General features: G+C 38.5%; 14 protein-coding genes. All 14 read right to left on the bottom strand.

Features of this window, described 5'->3' with window-relative positions; genetic code table 11:
* Positions 1–286 precede the first annotated feature (286 nt).
* Positions 287–517, bottom strand: coding sequence for an RNA chaperone Hfq (hfq, locus tag JNUCC23_RS08775; protein ID WP_062180756.1), 231 nt, complete (start codon positions 515–517; stop codon positions 287–289).
* Between the two features lie 28 nt (positions 518–545).
* The gene (gene miaA / locus JNUCC23_RS08770; protein ID WP_454215261.1) at positions 546–1,502 is read right to left on the bottom strand and encodes a tRNA (adenosine(37)-N6)-dimethylallyltransferase MiaA; all 957 of its coding nucleotides are present in this window, start codon (positions 1,500–1,502) and stop codon (positions 546–548) included.
* Positions 1,503–1,658: 156 nt separating this feature from the next.
* Complete coding sequence (gene mutL / locus JNUCC23_RS08765) at positions 1,659–3,614, bottom strand: DNA mismatch repair endonuclease MutL (protein WP_454215259.1); 1,956 nt, start codon at positions 3,612–3,614, stop codon at positions 1,659–1,661.
* Positions 3,615–3,629: 15 nt separating this feature from the next.
* Positions 3,630–6,248: a DNA mismatch repair protein MutS gene (mutS, locus tag JNUCC23_RS08760; RefSeq protein ID WP_403074019.1), complete on the bottom strand. Its 2,619-nt coding sequence runs from the start codon at positions 6,246–6,248 to the stop codon at positions 3,630–3,632.
* Between the two features lie 213 nt (positions 6,249–6,461).
* On the bottom strand, positions 6,462–6,998 hold the full coding sequence (locus JNUCC23_RS08755) for an outer spore coat protein CotE (RefSeq protein WP_062180956.1): 537 nt from the start codon (positions 6,996–6,998) through the stop codon (positions 6,462–6,464).
* 246 nt (positions 6,999–7,244) lie between these two features.
* Positions 7,245–7,673: a RicAFT regulatory complex protein RicA family protein gene (locus tag JNUCC23_RS08750; RefSeq protein WP_062180960.1), complete on the bottom strand. Its 429-nt coding sequence runs from the start codon at positions 7,671–7,673 to the stop codon at positions 7,245–7,247.
* Positions 7,674–7,675: 2 nt separating this feature from the next.
* The gene (miaB, locus tag JNUCC23_RS08745; RefSeq protein ID WP_403073430.1) at positions 7,676–9,217 is read right to left on the bottom strand and encodes a tRNA (N6-isopentenyl adenosine(37)-C2)-methylthiotransferase MiaB; all 1,542 of its coding nucleotides are present in this window, start codon (positions 9,215–9,217) and stop codon (positions 7,676–7,678) included.
* Between the two features lie 241 nt (positions 9,218–9,458).
* A complete protein-coding gene (locus JNUCC23_RS08740; RefSeq protein WP_454215256.1) occupies positions 9,459–10,637 on the bottom strand; it encodes a glycine C-acetyltransferase in 1,179 nt (392 codons plus the stop codon).
* Positions 10,638–10,680: 43 nt separating this feature from the next.
* Entirely contained in the window at positions 10,681–11,721 is a 1,041-nt protein-coding gene (tdh, locus tag JNUCC23_RS08735; RefSeq protein ID WP_454216011.1) for an L-threonine 3-dehydrogenase, read from the bottom strand.
* 718 nt (positions 11,722–12,439) lie between these two features.
* Positions 12,440–13,375, bottom strand: a complete 936-nt coding sequence (locus JNUCC23_RS08730) for a dipeptidase (RefSeq protein ID WP_403073426.1) — start codon at positions 13,373–13,375, stop codon at positions 12,440–12,442.
* Positions 13,376–13,505: 130 nt separating this feature from the next.
* The gene (gene spoVS, locus JNUCC23_RS08725; RefSeq protein ID WP_028392768.1) at positions 13,506–13,766 is read right to left on the bottom strand and encodes a stage V sporulation protein SpoVS; all 261 of its coding nucleotides are present in this window, start codon (positions 13,764–13,766) and stop codon (positions 13,506–13,508) included.
* Between the two features lie 336 nt (positions 13,767–14,102).
* Positions 14,103–14,900 carry a TIGR00282 family metallophosphoesterase gene (locus JNUCC23_RS08720; protein ID WP_403073421.1) on the bottom strand — a complete coding sequence of 266 codons (798 nt, stop codon included), beginning with the start codon at positions 14,898–14,900 and terminating at the stop codon, positions 14,103–14,105.
* A 262-nt stretch (positions 14,901–15,162) separates the two neighbouring features.
* Entirely contained in the window at positions 15,163–16,725 is a 1,563-nt protein-coding gene (rny, locus tag JNUCC23_RS08715; RefSeq protein ID WP_062180971.1) for a ribonuclease Y, read from the bottom strand.
* A 381-nt stretch (positions 16,726–17,106) separates the two neighbouring features.
* Entirely contained in the window at positions 17,107–18,153 is a 1,047-nt protein-coding gene (gene recA, locus JNUCC23_RS08710) for a recombinase RecA (RefSeq protein WP_403073419.1), read from the bottom strand.
* Positions 18,154–18,346: the final 193 nt, after the last annotated feature.

Genomic DNA, 18,346 nt, shown 5'->3' with positions numbered 1-18,346 from the left:
AGCACAACAAAAGAGCAAACATAAGAAAAGCCAAGAAGGTGTGTTTATCCTTCTTGAAGCTTATTATCTTTTCTTCTACAGCTTTATCGGGTACTGGAACTAGAAAGACTAGACCTTCGTGGGGCTTCAATACGAAAAATGAAGCACGCGACTTGGATCAAACACCCCATTTTAACGAACTACAACCCCACCACAGCTATATTTTCTAGACCAAATAAAAATACCCACTTAAAAACAGAAGAATGGTTCTGTTTTTAAGTGGGGATCGTTGTACGTATAATTTCATTTATTCTTTTGCTTCAAAATCAATTTGCACATTTTTTTGTGGAGCGAAAGTGGAAATCGCATGTTTAAAGACCAACTGCTGCTTTCCTTCAGATTCAAATAAAACGGTAAAGTTATCGAATCCTTTAACAAGTCCTCTAATTTGAAAACCATTTAATAAAAAAACAGTCACATATGTACTATCTTTTCTTAACTGATTTAAAAATTGATCTTGAATATTTACTTGTTTCATCATTATTCCTCCTCATTCTCTCTATGTATTACATATTCGCGTTAAGTGATAGCTTTCCTGCTATATATGTGGATATTTCTTCAGAAACAAATGAATTATTTCCCTGTTCCTGCACCTCATACCATTTTACATCCATTTTATTACGAAACCAAGTAAGTTGACGCTTAGCGTAGCGTCGTGAATTTTGTTTTAATGCTTCAACTGATTCATCGATCGTTAACCTATCATCGAAGTAATCGTATAATTCCTTATATCCAATTGCCTGTATCGACTGACAATCTCTCAAACCTTGTTCATGAAAGCTCTTTACTTCTTCCATTAATCCCTGTTCCACCATAACATCAACGCGGTGGTTAATACGCCGATAAAGTGCTTCACGGTTCATCGTCAAGCCGATAAGAGCTGTATCATACTTTAATTCGGATGTTTGCTTTTCGAGTTGATTAGACATCGTGATTCCTGTGCAATAATAAATTTCCAACGCTCGAATAATGCGCCTAATATTGTTAGGATGAATTCTCTCAGCACTTTCAGGGTCAATTGACCGAAGCTTCTCAATAAGAGGTTCAATTCCATCTGTTTCCACAATAGATTCTAGCCTTTTTCTATATTCTAAATTAGAAGGGGCCTCTGAGAATTGATAGTCATAAATTACAGATTGAATGTACAAACCTGTACCTCCAACAATAATCGGCAGTTTACCACGCTTCTGAATATCTGCAATTGCCTGATTCGCTTGTTCTTGAAAATCAGCCGCACTAAATGATTCATTTGGTTCTTTAATATCTAGCAGAAAGTGAGGGATGCCCTCCATTTCGTTAGGTGTTATTTTGGCTGTTCCGATATCCATCCCTTTATAAACTTGCATAGAATCTCCACTTATAATTTCACCATTAAAACGCTTCGCCATTTCTATACTCAGTTTTGTTTTCCCAACTGCTGTTGGGCCGATAATGACAAGTAACTTATTGTTCTCTTGTTCCAAAACATCCACTGCCTTATTTAAGTTTTACTTTTCATACATTTAAAGCAGTCAAACATCATTCATCATAGACAAATGATAAATCGTTTATACCTATTAAACGCACGTAAAGTTATTTTCTCCAGACTGCATACACTAAATTAGTCTTACCTTTATAAACTACATCACACGTTTAAACATCTTCTCCATGTCATAGCCTGAGTAATGAATAATAATCGGCCTGCCGTGAGGGCATGTAAAAGGATCAGATGATTGTCTGAGTTCATCCAAAAGTGCTTGAATTTCATCATTGCGAAGATGGCGATTGGCTTTAATGGAAGCCTTACAACTCATGAGGATGGCTGCTTCTTCACGAAGTTTCCTTATATCCACTTTTTTCATAGATAAGAGTTGTTCAATCATTTCTTCGATTATTTCCTGTTCAATTCCTTTAGGGAACCATTGCGGATGAGCTCGTACAATGAAGGAATTGTATCCAAATTCCTCCAGGAAAATCCCGACTCTTTCCAACTCTTCCGTATTCTCATTAATGCGAATGCACTCGTCATTAGAAAATTCCAATGTAATAGGGACGAGCATTTCCTGGAGTTCATTTTCAACACGACCCACTTTTTCTGAAAAATACTCATACTTAATTCGTTCTTGGGCAGCATGTTGATCAATAATATACAGGCCATTTTCATTTTGGGCAAAGATATACGTTCCATGCATTTGACCGATCGGATAAAGAACAGGCACTCTTGGCACATCTTTCGCAATGATTTCAGCCCCATCAGAAAATACCGCATTCATATTTGTTTCACAATGAAATTCAGTCGGTGAGTCCTCATCTGCTGCTTCATGACTCACTCTATCTTCTTGGTATGGTTGAAAGACTCTTATTTCTTCATGTAGATTATCGGGATATGCTCTGTCAAGTTGCAAAGCAGACTCATCACGAATATACGACTGACCACTGATTTGATGATTTTCCCCTTCATTCCTCAACGTTTCTTTTATAATCGTTGAGTCTTTTTTTGCACTTTCAAGTATTTCATTCCCCTTTTGATCGACATGTCCTAGGTCTAGTGACGTTTGCTCACTTTTCAACTGTTCTTTTTGTATTGGAGCGAATCCACTTGGAATTAATGCTCTTTCCTTAAAGGCTGATTTTATTGTTTCAGTGACAAGCTGGTTCAACTCTTGTTCTTTACTCAATCTCACTTCCATTTTTGCAGGATGTACATTGACATCGACTAATATTGGATCCATTTGAATAGATAGAAGAACTATAGGATATCTACCGATTGGAAGTAGCGTATGAAAACCTTCCGAGATTGCTTTTGCCAATGGATAGTTTTTGATAAATCTTCCATTTATCATCGTTGAGATATAATTTCTGGATGCACGAGTAATCTCCGGTAAAGCAAGATAGCCTTGAATGGTGAAGTCTAATGATTCACTAGTAATTGGGATCATCTTCTTCGCAATATTAATCCCATAAATGGCAGCAAGAACTTGTCGAACATCACCATTGCCGTTCGTATGGAGCAATCTTTTCCCATTATGTGTAAGTTGAAAAGAGACTTCTGGATGGGATAGAGCAAGCCGGTTGACGACATCTGTAATATTCCCTAGCTCCGTATGGATGGTTTTCATATATTTCAAACGTGCAGGCGTGTTATAAAACAAATCAGAAACGAGCAGATCCGTGCCTTTTCTACTGGAATGGGCGGATAACTCTTTAATAAGTCCCCCCTCAAGCATAATCTTCGTTCCCGGTCCGTCTCCTGTGCTTGTTTTCAGTTCAAATTTAGAAACGGATGCAATACTTGGGAGCGCCTCACCACGAAACCCCAAAGTACGAATCCTGAATAGATCATTTTCATCTTTGATTTTACTAGTCGCATGGCGATGAAATGCCTTTTTTACATCCTCTGGAAGAATCCCATCACCATTATCAATAATCCGAATTGAGGATAACCCCGCTTCTTCAATTTCAATTTCAATGATTGAGCTGTTCGCATCAATCGCATTTTCCGCAAGTTCTTTGACAACTGATGCAGGTCGTTCAACTACTTCACCAGCAGCGATTTTATTCGATAACGCTTCATCGAGTTGGACAATGTTTCCCAAGTTATCACCTCACATTTATTTTAGTTTTTTTTGCAGTTTATAAAGCATATTTAGTGCATCAAGTGGTGTCATGTCCAATATTTCTACTTTTTTTAGATCCTCAAGTACTTTAATTTCTTTTGAAGAAGAGACCTTCTCCTCTGAAGGCAACGCCTGTTCAAAAAATGATAATTGAGCTTCATTTGCTGATTCTTGTTTAGGTTGATTATTTGCTTCGTAAACAATCTCAGAGCTGGCTGCTTGTGGGACAGCTAATGTATTTCCTTGTTCAAGCTGTGAAAGAATGACGTTTGCACGGTTGATCAACGCCTCTGGCAATTGAGCAAGCTTTGCTACATGGATTCCGTAACTTTTATCTGCAGGACCTTCTTTTATTTTATGAAGAAATACAACATGGCCATTTTGCTCAACAGCACTTACATGAACATTTTTCAATTTTGGTAGTTCTTCATCTAAAACGGTCAGTTCATGATAGTGAGTCGAAAAGAGCGTCTTCGCTCCTATTTCTCCATGAATATATTCAATGATCGCTTGAGCAAGTGCCATACCGTCATATGTGCTTGTACCGCGGCCTATTTCATCAAATAATATTAAACTATCTGCAGTCGCATTCGTAATGGCATTCCTTGCTTCTAACATTTCAACCATAAAAGTACTTTGCCCAGAAATTAAATCATCTGCAGCCCCAATCCGGGTAAACACTTTATCGAATATCGGTAATATCGCTTCGTCTGCCGGAACATAACAACCGATTTGCGCCATAATAGACGTTAAGGCAATCTGACGCATATACGTACTTTTCCCCGACATATTCGGACCTGTAATAAGCAAAACTTCTCTTTCAGTGTCCATATAGCAGTCGTTAGGGACATATTCCTGTGATTGCAATACTTTCTCAACGACTGGATGTCGACCATTCTGCAATACAATCTTTCTATCATCTGAAAACGCAGGTTTTACATAATGCCGTTCTTCACTTATCGTCGCAAAGCATTGTAGCACATCTAGCTCACTGACTTGTTTAGCCAGAGCTTGCAAACGTGGGATAAATTCTTTAACACGCTCACGAATCCCGATAAACAGATCATATTCAAGCCGTATGCTGTTTTCTTCAGCCTGAAGAATCAATGCTTCTTTTTCTTTTAATTCAGGAGTGATAAACCGCTCTGCATTCGATAAGGTTTGTTTCCGTTCATAACGGGAATCATCCAGATTCTGAAGATTTGCTCGCGTTACTTCAATATAGTAACCAAACACTCGATTATAGCCGATTTTCAACGATTTAATCCCGGTTTTTTCTCGCTCTTCTCGTTCAAGCGTAGCAATCCATGTCTTCCCATTCCGACTAGCATCACGGTATGTATCCAATTCCGCGTGAAACCCGTCTTGAATGAAATTCCCTTCTTTTATCGAAAGTGGTGGATTATCAATGAGTGATGTTTCCAATAAATCGGTCAGCTCTTCGCAAGGATCAATTGCTTCAGATAGCAAAGCCATATCTTCATTTTCAATACTAGCAATAATGTCACGTATATTCGGGAGCTGTTTCAGCGAACGCTTTAACTGAATTAAATCCCTTGCATTGACATTGCCAAACGCGACCCGACCAGCTAATCTTTCCAGATCATATACTTCTTTTAAACGCTCGCGAAGGTCTTGCCTTTCAAAATAATGACGAATAAGTGTTTCAACAAGATTGCTTCTATGACCGATTTGGGCCCTGTCAATTAAAGGGCGATCAATCCATTGCTTGAGCATCCTTCCACCCATCGCTGTTTTTGTTTCATCGAGTAGCCATAAAAGGGAACCTTTCTTGCCTTTACCACGAATCGTTTCGGTGAGTTCTAAATTTTTTTTAGAATAATAATCCAACTTCATATAATGATCCGTTTCATAGGACTGCACAATTTGCAGATGATCTAGGCTTCTTTTCTGAGTCCGAAATAAATAATGCATCAGTCTTGATGCCGTCTTTTTACTCTTTTGATCCTCTAGATTTGTTAATAAGTTTGAAAACTGATCGTTTACATCGATTTGATCTTCGTAAGAAAGTGCAGAAACACCTCGATCCTTCAGCTGCTTTTGCCGAGCTTCTTGGAAATTAGCTTCTAACACGACCTCCTTCGCCCCAACGATCGCTAATTCATTAAACACGCTATCAAAAGAACCATTCGTAATAGTAACCTTACTTTCCCCAGTTGTTAAGTCAGCATAGACAAATCCGAATGTCCCATCGAAAAAATCAGTGATAGAGGCAATGTAATTATTTTCTTTCTCATCCATCCCTTTACCATCCATTTTCGTACCTGGCGTTATTAATTGGACTACTTCGCGACGAACGACTCCTTTTGCTTGCTTAGGGTCTTCAGTTTGCTCACAAATTGCGACTTTATATCCTCGCTCTATTAAAACATCTATATAAGAAGCTGCAGAGTGATAAGGGATTCCGCACATTGGAATACGGTCTTCACTACCACCACGGCTTGTCAACGTAATTTCGAGTTCTTGTGAAGCATGTACGGCATCTTCAAAAAACATTTCATAAAAATCGCCTAAACGAAAAAATAAAAAGGCATCTTGATACTCTGCCTTAATTTTTAAATATTGTTGCATCATCGGCGTATTCGCTGCCATTGTTTCAAAACCTTTCCTGCTAAGATCTTTGTTTGGATTCATTATAACATACGGCCCCTGCTGGTTTCACGTATACTCTTTTGGAAAAGCGTCAAGCAAAAATTTCAAATCATTTTATTTACAATAAAAAATAGCAACATTTTTCCATAATGGAACCGGATGAACGATTGCACATCCGGTCTGATTGCAGGTGCTAAAGTTTAATCCTTGGATTTATTCATCTTCAAATTCGTCTAGAAAATCTGGATCTAGATCTTCGAAATCATCGTCTAAATCTGAATACCAGTCATCATCATCACAGCCATGTGGATTAACAGCAACACAAACCTTCGTCTCTCCAATGACTTCCACAAAGAATTCCCGTTCCACATGAACAATGATTTTTTGTCCACATGGAGAAATGCAGGCTTCAATGCAATTTGGCTGTTGTACAGCTTTTGCTATAACATCTTGATCATCATGGCAATCAGGATCACGATATTTCAACGAGATAAAGTCACAATACGTAACCTTTTCTGTGACGACTTCGGTTTTTGTATTATGATTATACGAATACCAAACGTTAATCTCGTAGCTGCCGCGAATTTCTACCTTCTTGCCAATTTTCTCTGCTTCGTACTTATGGTTGATGATCCAACAGCCTAGAATGCTTGTGGGATGATGAGCCGGGCAAATGGTGTGTTGGGACTTCGTAAATTTTCGTCCTTTTGCCACCACCGCTTTCGTTATAATCTCTCTATAGTGTGACATGCTAGCGAACCCTCCTCATACAGTTTCCATTCATCCTATGCGTGTAAAAAGTCTAGTGTGCAAGTTATTTTGATTTAGAAACTGGATGTAATTAGTTTTTAACCTACACTAGTCTATGCGTCCCCATAGGGATATGTGTCATAGCTTGTTGGAGTCGGTAGATAGCAAGAATTAGTAATGATATCACGCTTTTTTCAGGTAAAAGAAAGAGGATGTCCCTTAATTGGGGCATCCTCTCTGTCTTATTTATGAACAACCATTACCACCTGCGCGCACTTTAGAACCCGTTTCGCCACTTAATAGATCGCCTTCAGTCGTTTCAATAATAATATCTGTTACTCGATTAGAAATCTGTGAAGCAACCATTTGTAATAAGTCGTTTACGTCCACCTGTGACTGCTTGAATTCCTGAACAATTGGTAAATCATCCAATTCTTCTTCAATTGCGGTAAGTTTGCTTTGTGTTTGTTGATAAGCCTTCTCTTTTCCGTAATTTTGGAAATTCACAGCTTGCTTTTGCAGACTTTTCATGCTCGCAATCATTTCACGCACTTTCTGATTTTCATTAATTTGCGCTTCTGCACGTTTGAAAAAGTCAACTTCATCTGTTTCTGCAATCATTTTCGCTAGATCTGCTGCTTTAGCTAGAATTTCATCTTTTGTAAAGTTCGCCATCTTTATTCCCCTTTGACCGCTGCCACTTCTTCAACCATATCACCTTTTAACGACCATGTTTTCGCTTCGATCACTTTCACTTTCACAATTTGGCCAATTGCAGATTTAGGTCCTTTGAAGTTGACTAGTTTATTTTTCGTCGTATATCCGGCTAAAACGTCTGGATTATTTTTACTTTCACCTTCGACAAGCACTTCAACAATTTGACCTTCATATGTCTTCATTTTTTCAGCAGACGATTCGTTTACAAGTGCATTCAATCGTTGCAAACGCTCTTTTTTGACTTCCATCGGTATATTATCCTTCATTTTCGCAGCTGGAGTCCCTTCACGAGGTGAATAAATGAACGTATACGCCGCATCGAATCCGACTTCACGGAACAATGATAACGTTTCTTCGAATTGTTCATCTGTTTCATTTGGGAAACCAACAATAATATCCGTTGTTAATGTAGCGTTTGGAATCGCTGCTTTAATTTTTCTTACAAGCTCCAAATACTGTTCTCTCGTATATTTACGAGCCATGATTTTCAAAATATCACTGCTTCCAGATTGGACGGGTAGATGGATATGTTCAAGTAGATTGCCACCTTTTGCAAGAACTTCAATTAAATGATCATCAAAATCTCGCGGATGGCTTGTTGTGAATCGAACACGCGGTATATCAATCTTGCGTATTTCGTCCATAAGGTCTCCTAGACCGTATTCGATATCTTCCAAATCTTTCCCATAAGCATTTACGTTTTGCCCAAGTAAGGTGACTTCCTTATAGCCCTGTGCTGCAAGATGACGCACTTCTTGAATAATTTCTTCAGGGCGGCGACTTCTTTCTTTCCCTCTTGTATACGGAACAATACAGTAGGTACAGAATTTATCACAACCGTACATAATATTAACCCAAGCCTTGGTTTTCCCTTTACGGACTTTAGGAAGATTTTCGATCACATCTCCTTCTTTAGACCATACTTCAATGACCATTTCCTTAGACATATAGGCATCATGTAAAATATGAGGCAAGCGATGGATGTTATGTGTACCAAAAATCATATCTACGAAACCATGCTTCGATAGAATTCGATTTACAACTGATTCTTCTTGTGACATACAGCCACATACACCAAGTAATAAATCCGGCTTTTCCAGTTTCAATGATTTTAAATGTCCGAGTTCCCCAAATACTTTATTCTCAGCATTTTCTCGGATTGCACATGTATTAAGCAAGATTACATTGGCATCGTCAACTGTGTCAGTTGCTTCATACCCTAATGCCATAAAAATACCAGCCATAACCTCTGTATCATGTTCATTCATTTGACAGCCGTAAGTACGAATAAAAAACTTACGACCCTCGCCCATTCCACTTAATTGTTCTGGGATGGCAAATTGATCATATTTCACTTCTTCTTTGCCGCGCTTTTTCGCTTCCTTCAAGGAAGGTGGAACATATACAGCTTGGAAATATTTGCTGTAGTCCTTTTCGGATTTTTTGTCCGCTGGCTTTTCAGCAGTTATTTGTTGCGTTTCCAGGCGTTGTTTTTCGTTCAAGAATATCCCCTCTTTCAATTCCATTTGCATGTACCATTCATACATCCTATTATTCTTGACTTACAACATACCATTTTAAACTATTAAAGGAATTTCAACAATCCTTTATCCTTTTTATTCGGATTTCAGCCACGGATTAAGGATATTCCAAAAGGTTTCACCGCTCCTATCATGTTACTTACGTCTTTAAACTGGCAGTAGTAATTGTTGTAGTCTGCCCCTATCTTATAGGAAACCCCTCTTATTGAATAATCCCAAGCTCTTTTCCAGCTTTTTCAAAAGCTTTCAACGCTAGTTGTAATTCTTCCTTCGTATGCTGAGCCGTTACAATTGTTCGAATTCGGGCCCTTCCTTTTGCTACGGTTGGGAAAGCAATGTCTTGTGCAAAAACTCCATATTGAAGCAATTTATCCGAAAATTGATGAGACAATCCTTCATCGCCAACTATTACAGGTGTTATAGGCGTTTTGCTGTGTCCCGTATTGAACCCTAATGTGTTCAAGCCTTCCTTTAAAAATTCGGCATTATTCCAAAGCTTTTCAATCCTTTCAGGCTCTTCCAACAACACGTCCACCGCCTCCATACAAGCCATAGTTACAGCAGGTGGGTGCGACGTACTGAATAAAAATGGACGGCCCTTATGAATTAAATAATCGATTAATGTTCTTGTGCTTGCAACATATCCACCAAGTACCCCAATTGCCTTACTAAGCGTACCTACCTGAATATGCACTCGGCCATCCAGACCGAAATGGTTAACAGTTCCTCGGCCATTCTCCCCTAATACACCTGATCCATGCGCATCATCAACCATAACCAGCGCATCATATTTCTCCGCCAGTTCGACAATTGCAGGAAGGGGAGCGATATCTCCATCCATCGAAAATACTCCATCTGTGACAATTAGTTTTTTTCGATACTCTTGCGTTTCTTTGAGTGTCTGCTCTAACGATTCCATATCAACATGCTTATATACTTTACGCGTCGCTTTCGTTAATCGGATTCCATCAATGATAGAGGCATGATTCAATTCATCCGAAATAACAACATCTTCATCTGTTAAAATAGCAGAAAGCACGCCCTGGTTCGTTGTAAATCCTGATTGAAATACGAGAGCCGTTTCAGTATGTTTAAACTTTGCTAGTTTTTCTTCAAGTTTATTGTGCATAGTAAATGTTCCTGCGATAGTACGGACAGATCCTGTCCCAGCTCCAAATTGCTCAACTGCAGCCAATGCTGCTTTTTTCAAACGTGGGTGATTGGATAAACCTAGATAGTTATTTGAAGAAAGCTGAATCACGCTTCTTCCTTCAATCATAACTTTTGATCCTTGTTCGGATTCTAATTCAATTAAACTTCGAAATACATCTTGCTTTTGCATAGTATCTAATTCTTTTTGCAAATATTCAAAACCCTTCATCTCTATTCCTCCTGACATATAAGGTGACAATCTATTAATCTGGTTACGGATGTAAAACCACTTTTCCACATTGCCCTTTTATCATTAAATCAAAGCCTTTTGCAAATTCTATTAATGGAAAATGATGAGTAATCAATGGGCCAATATTAACTTGACCTGATGCTAACAAGCTTGAAACCTGATGCCACGTTTTAAACATAAGTCTACCTGTGATTCCTTGCACGGTAATGCCTTTAAATACAATATCCTCGGTTATGTTAATTTCTACAGATTCTGAAGGTAAACTTAATATCGATAAACGGCCACCATTTGTGATCATTTTAAATCCTTGCTTGATAGCTGTTGGATGTCCACTCATTTCGCAAACAACATCGACACCGCTACCATTGGTAAGCTGTTCTACGTAAGCTATTGGATCATGGAGTTTGGAATGAATGGCATGTGTCGCACCCATTTTTTCCGCCAACTTTAATCGATAATCATTTATATCGATAGCAAGAACGGTTGATGCACCTACCGCTTTTGCTACAGCAATCGCCATCAATCCAATCGGACCGCAACCAATAATCGCCACAGTTTTTCCTGCTACATCCCCAGATAATACTGTATGAACCGCATTACCCAACGGCTCTTGAATGGATGCAATATCTACGTGCATACCAATTGGATTTCTCCACAAGTTTCCTTGTGGCAATGCTACATATTCCGCAAAGCATCCTTGTGTATCCACACCTACTATTTTTGTATTTTTACAAATATGAAATTGACTTGTTAAACATTGTAGGCATGCTCCACATACAATATGGGTTTCTGCAGATACAAAATCCCCCACTTTTACACTCGTAACACGGGCACCAATTTCCACTACCTCACCTGAAAATTCATGGCCAAACACATAAGGTGGATTCACCCTTCTCCTTGACCATTCATCCCATGTATAAATATGCACATCCGTACCACATATGGATGTAGCTTTAACTTTTATAAGTACCTCTTCATCATGAATCTTTGGAATGTCGACCGTTTGTATTTCAGCACCATACCCCCGTTTATGCTTGACAATCGCTTTCATTTTTCCATTCATCATGTACACTCTCCCGACATAAAAACAAGGATAATACTTAATACGGATTGTAAAACGACCATATTTTATTCATGTGATTTCATATATTTTACATAAAAATTCATTCATCTGATTAATTCACTCTTGATGTAATGCTTTTCTGCGCTAAAAGCAACTATTGAATTGAATTTCTTTATCGATACTAAGTAAATTGTACTGGCACATTTATCTTATTAACGGGCTGATGCCTGAAACCCACACTACAAAGCACGCATACAATATCTTGTACTGTAGCACTCATATAAAGGAGGGAAACAAATGGGTCAAAAGCATAATTGCGGAATCCGGTCATTTGAAGAAGTTGGCCCGGTTACTTGCTTTAAACCGTGTCATAAATGTTCTTGTAACCAATCCAATCACTCTAAATGCTTCAAACCATGTTCTTGTGATAAGAAGAAAAAGAAAGAAAAATGCCAGTGTTCTACAAAAAACATCGTAGATTCCTCTAATAACAATCATCATCACAATCATCATCACAATCATCATCAAAAAAATTGCTGCTGTTTATTTTCATTCAACTTCTGCTGCCATCGCAGAAAAAATCATTGTGGCTGCCGTAACAATTTCTAATAATGCAGGTTTTTAAAACCGTTTATTATGACAGACTATGAGGTTATAGTCTGTTTTTATGTGATCTTCTTTTTAAATTCAAATTTTAGCATCCCACTAGCATGTTTAATTAACAAAATTGCAAATCAGAAGGAAACTTCTTTACAAAATTATTAAACAATAGATCTTTAACAAAATCAGCTGAGTAGTTCTTTGTGAGGGTATTGATTAATTCATAGTATCCACGATAATTTGTTAAGCCTAAAACTTTATCATCAATTCCATCAAAATCGGAACCAAAGCCAAGACTTTTTTGTCCCCCAAGGCTACCGACATAATCAATATGCTTTAACACATCTGTAATTGTTGCTTTTTTATCTTTTTTTAGAAATTCAGGTACGAATGTGATCCCAATCGGTGCTCCTTTGTTTATCAATGCAGAAATTTGGTCATCTCGAAGATTCCTTCGATGCGGACAAAGTTTATACGCATTCGAGTGAGAAGCAATAATATCATGTGCCCGTTCAATTACATCCCAGAACGCCCGCTCTGATAAATGGGAAACATCCGTCCAAATTTTATACTCATTTAATACTTGAATCACATTTTCACCAAATCTTGTTAAACCCGCTCCTCTTAACTCCTTAGCACCATCTGCCACCATATTCGCGAAATTCCAAGTAAGTCCCACTGAACGAACTCCAAGCCTTAGTAAAGTCTTGAGTTTCAATATGTCTGCACCGATACAGTCACATCCTTCAAGTGTTAAAACGGCTCCAATTTGATCAACTTTAAGATTTTGAATGTCTTCATTCGTACGGATCCATCTTATTTGTGGCAATGAAACGATTTTACTAACAAACAACTCGACCATAGACAAAGCCGCCATAAAACGTAGATCAGGGTGAACTTTTTCAGGTATGTATATGGCAAAGCACTGAACTTTTCCTCCGTTCTCTTTTAATGATTCATATGTTATATCTAACTTGGCTTGATCATGAAAGGAAATAGTCGCGTCACTAAACATTTTCATCAGAACGTCACAATGAGCATCGAATATTTTCATGTTGTGATTCCTTTCCTTTCCTTTCTCTTTTTTATACAGGAGATCAGATAGTTAATAGGCATATTGACGCCATTTCTTCCATAAAAAGAACCTGCTTGGCTATCCAAACAGGAAATTCTGAATTTTATTTTCATCTTGGTTCTATGATCAGTTTTATTGCTGTTCTTTCTTCCCCATCAATCTTAATGTCTGTAAAGGCAGGAATACAAATCAAGTCCATTCCACTAGGAGCTACAAATCCTCTTGCGATTGCTACTGCCTTGACAGCTTGATTTAACGCCCCGGCACCAATAGCTTGTATTTCCGCGGATCCTCTTTCTCTTAGAACCCCGGCTAGGGCGCCTGCTACAGAATTAGGATTAGATTTTGCTGAAACCTTTAATATTTCCATTCCTAGCCCTCCTTGTTTTCCCTTACCTGTTTGAAATGTGGCTCAAAAGGTATGACTCTATCCACTGCTACTATATTCATGAATAAATACAGGTATGACAAGATAGGAAAATAAAGTGAAACTTCTATTAGCGACAGCCTTTTCACTAATGGTTAGTCCCGTTCTACTGTCGCTAAGATCGTAGCAAACACTTCGATCAATCGGGCATTTACGGACAGTTTTCTCTATTAGAATTCTTCAAATTCCCCTACATAAAACCCTAGCATAGAGATGCTACTGTCCGTTAATGCAGGAAAACGTGAAAAACAGCCCGCTTACGCAAGGCTGTTTTAATGATTAATGAAAAAACGGATGATCATCGTTTATTAATAATCGATCTATTTTGTTTGCTTTTCCAGTTTTTTCATCAATCTCTATGATGACTGCACTTAAGATTGTTCTTCCTTCTTTTGGTACTTCAAAACGCACAGGTAGACTTGTTAAGAAACGATGGATGACAGCGTCTCTCTCCATTCCAAGAATACCATCGTACGGACCCGTCATTCCAACATCCGATAAATAAGCTGTGCCTTTTGGAAGAATACGATTATCTGCCGTTTGAACATGTGTGTGAGTACCAACAACTGCAGACACTTTCCCATCGAGGAACCAACCCATCGCCTGTTTCTCACTGGTAGCTTCGCCATGAAAATCAACAAAAATTATCGGTGTACGCTTTCTAGCTTCTTCTACAAGCTCTTCTGCTTTAACGAATGGGCAATCCAAAGCAGGCATAAACGTTCTTGCTTGTAAATTAATCACTGCAATCTCTAATTGATTTAGCTTGATATATTTTATCCCTGCACCTGGGGTTCCTTCTGGAAAATTTGCAGGACGTACTAAATTCTTCGCAGATTCAATAAATTCAAAAATTTCACGGTTGTCCCAAGCATGATTACCAAGCGTCACAGCCTGAGCTCCAGATTCAAGGAATTGCCGATAGATCTTCTCGGTAATCCCGCGACCCCCAGCAGCATTTTCCCCATTAATAATGGTAATTTGCGGTCGATATTTCTCCTTGATTTTCGGTAAATACTCTTTCACCATATCTCTTCCTGGTGAACCGACTACATCTCCAACAAAAAGCAATTTCATAGTTAATTCCTTTCCAAAAACCAAACTTTAATCATTTATTCTTTTCTATTGTACCACATTTCATTTCCTGAACTTTTACGTGGATAACCACTTAGAAAAATCGTCGCCGACCATCCGATACAAAAAACTAGTTATTTTAACATAATCATAATGACAAATACCATAAATCGAGATCTCGACACCAAAATCCATTTTAAATCACTTTTACTTACACTTTAAAAGAAAAACAAAGCGTTGGACCTTAATGGCCCAAACGCTTTGTTTATTTTGCATATTCAACTGCTCTCGTTTCACGTAGCACGGTTACTTTAATATGTCCTGGATAATCTAACTCTTCTTCTATCCGCTTACGGATATCCCTTGCAAGTCGATGTGCCCCCAGATCATCAATTTGTTCTGGTTTTACCATAACTCGTACTTCACGACCAGCTTGAATCGCAAATGATTTTTCCACTCCATCATAGGATTCAGATATCTCTTCCAGCTTTTCGAGTCTTCTGATATAGTTTTCAAGCGTCTCACTTCTGGCACCTGGTCTTGCTGCTGATAAAGCATCTGCAGCAGCGACTAGTACAGAAATAATGGATGTTGGTTCAGTATCACCATGATGAGAAGCGATACTATTGATAACGACTGGGTGTTCTTTATACTTCGTGGCCAATTCTACACCAATCTCTACATGGCTACCTTCTACTTCATGGTCAATTGCTTTTCCGATATCGTGAAGAAGTCCTGCTCGACGTGCAAGTGTTTCGTCTTCACCTAACTCAGCAGCTAATAAACCAGATAAGTGTGCTACTTCTATAGAATGCTTCAAGACGTTTTGACCATAGCTTGTACGGAATTTCAAACGACCCAGAATCTTAATAAGGTCAGGATGCAATCCGTGGACCCCTACTTCAAATGTGGTTTGCTCTCCGATCTCTCGGATGTGCTCGTCCACTTCACGTCTTGCTTTGTCCACCATTTCTTCAATTCGTGCTGGATGGATACGACCATCCTGTACAAGCTTCTCTAGTGCTAGACGAGCTGTTTCACGTCTTATTGGGTCAAATCCAGATAAGATTACTGCTTCAGGCGTATCATCAATAATAAGGTCGATTCCTGTAAGCGTTTCAAGTGTCCTAATATTCCGGCCTTCTCGACCAATAATACGACCCTTCATCTCATCGTTTGGAAGATTGACTACTGAAACGGTGGTCTCAGCAACATGATCAGCAGCACAACGCTGAATTGCAAGTGAGAGTATATCTTTTGCTTTTTTGTCAGCTTCTTCTTTTGCACGGTTCTCTGTTTCTTTAATCATAAGAGCAATATCGTGTGCCAGCTCATTTTCAATACGATCAATAATAATGGCTTTTGCTTCATCACGAGTCAGGCCTGATACACGCTCAAGCTCTGTTTGCTGCTTACGAACCATCTCATCCACTTTGCTTTCCATGTCTTCAATATGCTGTTGTCTTTGGTCAAGAGAATCTTCCTTCTTTTCCAAAAGAGTTTCACGTTTATCTAACGATTCATCTTTACGGTCAAGGTTTTCTTCTTTTTGTAATAATCGATTTTCTTGTTTTTGTAATTCAGATCTTCGTTCTCGAACTTCACGCTCGGCATCTGAACGAGTTTTGTGAATATCATCCTTTGCTTCCAATAGGGCTTCTTTTTTCAGAGCATCTGCTTCCCGTTTTGCATCTTCAAGAATTTGTTCAGCAGAATTTCTCGCCCCTGCTATTTTGTTTTGAGTAATATTCTTAAAAACAAAATAGCTAACAACTGCACCGACGAATAGGCCAAGCAAACTGGAGATGATGAGTTGAATAGGTTCCATCGTTTCACCTCCCCTTGCTATGAACTTTTACTTAATAAAGTTGAACTGTCGGCAAGTACATTGTACATGACTTCAATATACAGCACTTGGCTTTTCAAAATTCTTCATTTTAAAAAATGTAAAATATACATGTTAATTGTATAGTTGAGAAATTTTATTGTCAAGAGTTTGCAAAGACTCTATACATGAATATTCAGAACGGTTCCAAAAAAATTAGAAAATATCCTTACAACCTTAATTATTTTGCCTGATCATCGAATTAGCCTTGCTAAGCTATATTATTATTCTTGACCAAAAATTACCAGTTCAAACCATATATATAAAGATATATATAAAGAAAAGAAGCCTAGTTTTTCATCAGGCTTCTTTTCTTTGGCACAATTAGTCGAGCAGGCTCATGTCTTCCTTTTCTTCCTCACTACCTGCAGGCAATTCATGTTCACCATCTAGATTATAATGATTGCGAATTTTCTGTGCTATTTCAAGTTTAATAGTTTTATTTTCTTTTAAGAAAAGCTTAGCATTTTCTCGTCCTTGCCCTAGTCTTTCACCGTTATAGGAATACCATGACCCGCTCTTTTCAACGATATCTAATTCTGATCCCATATCAATGATTTCGCCTTCTCTGGAAATTCCTTCACCATACATAATATCTACTTCTGCTTGCTTGAATGGAGGCGCTACCTTGTTTTTAACGACTTTAATTTTCGTTTTGTTACCGACTATGTCACTACCTTGTTTCAATTGTTCAGCGCGACGCACTTCAAGTCTTACTGATGAATAAAACTTCAAAGCACGGCCGCCTGGAGTCGTCTCAGGGTTTCCAAACATTACACCAATCTTTTCACGGACTTGGTTAATGAAAACAGCAATGGTATTGGATTTATTAATTGCACCAGATAGTTTTCTAAGTGCCTGTGACATCATCCTAGCTTGAAGACCCATATGAGAATCTCCCATCTCGCCTTCAATTTCAGCTTTAGGAACGAGTGCCGCCACAGAGTCAATGACGATAATATCTACCGCACCACTTCTGACCAATGCTTCTGCGATTTCAAGTGCCTGCTCACCAGTATCTGGCTGTGATAGCAATAGCTCATCAATGTTGACTCCGAGTTTCTGTGAGTAATCGGGGTCCAAAGCGTGCTCTGCATCAATAAATGCAGCGGTACCGCCATTAGCCTGAACCTCTGCAATCGCATGTAAGGAAACCGTTGTTTTACCAGAACTTTCTGGACCATATATTTCAATAACTCTGCCTCGTGGATATCCACCCACTCCTAAAGCTACATCCAATGCTAATGAACCACTTGAAATTGTTGAGATTCTTCTATCTGTTTGTTCTCCTAACTTCATGATGGAACCTTTACCAAATTGTTTTTCAATTTGTTTCAATGCCATTTCTAGTGCCGCTTGACGATCGCTCACTCAAGTTCCTCCTCTATAGGTTAATCAGCTTAGCTGATTAGATAATAAATTTTTAAAATAAAGCAGTAGCTCTTCCCCAGGCTTAGTATGCTAGGGTAATATTCAAACTTCTGTACTAATTCGACTTCTAAAAAAGAATGGAAGAAAGTAAGAATACGTTCATGCATTTCTATTTGTGATTGTCTTTCATCCA

The organism is Peribacillus sp. JNUCC 23 (assembly GCF_053653995.1).
This window is presented reverse-complemented; position numbering and strand designations above follow the sequence as displayed.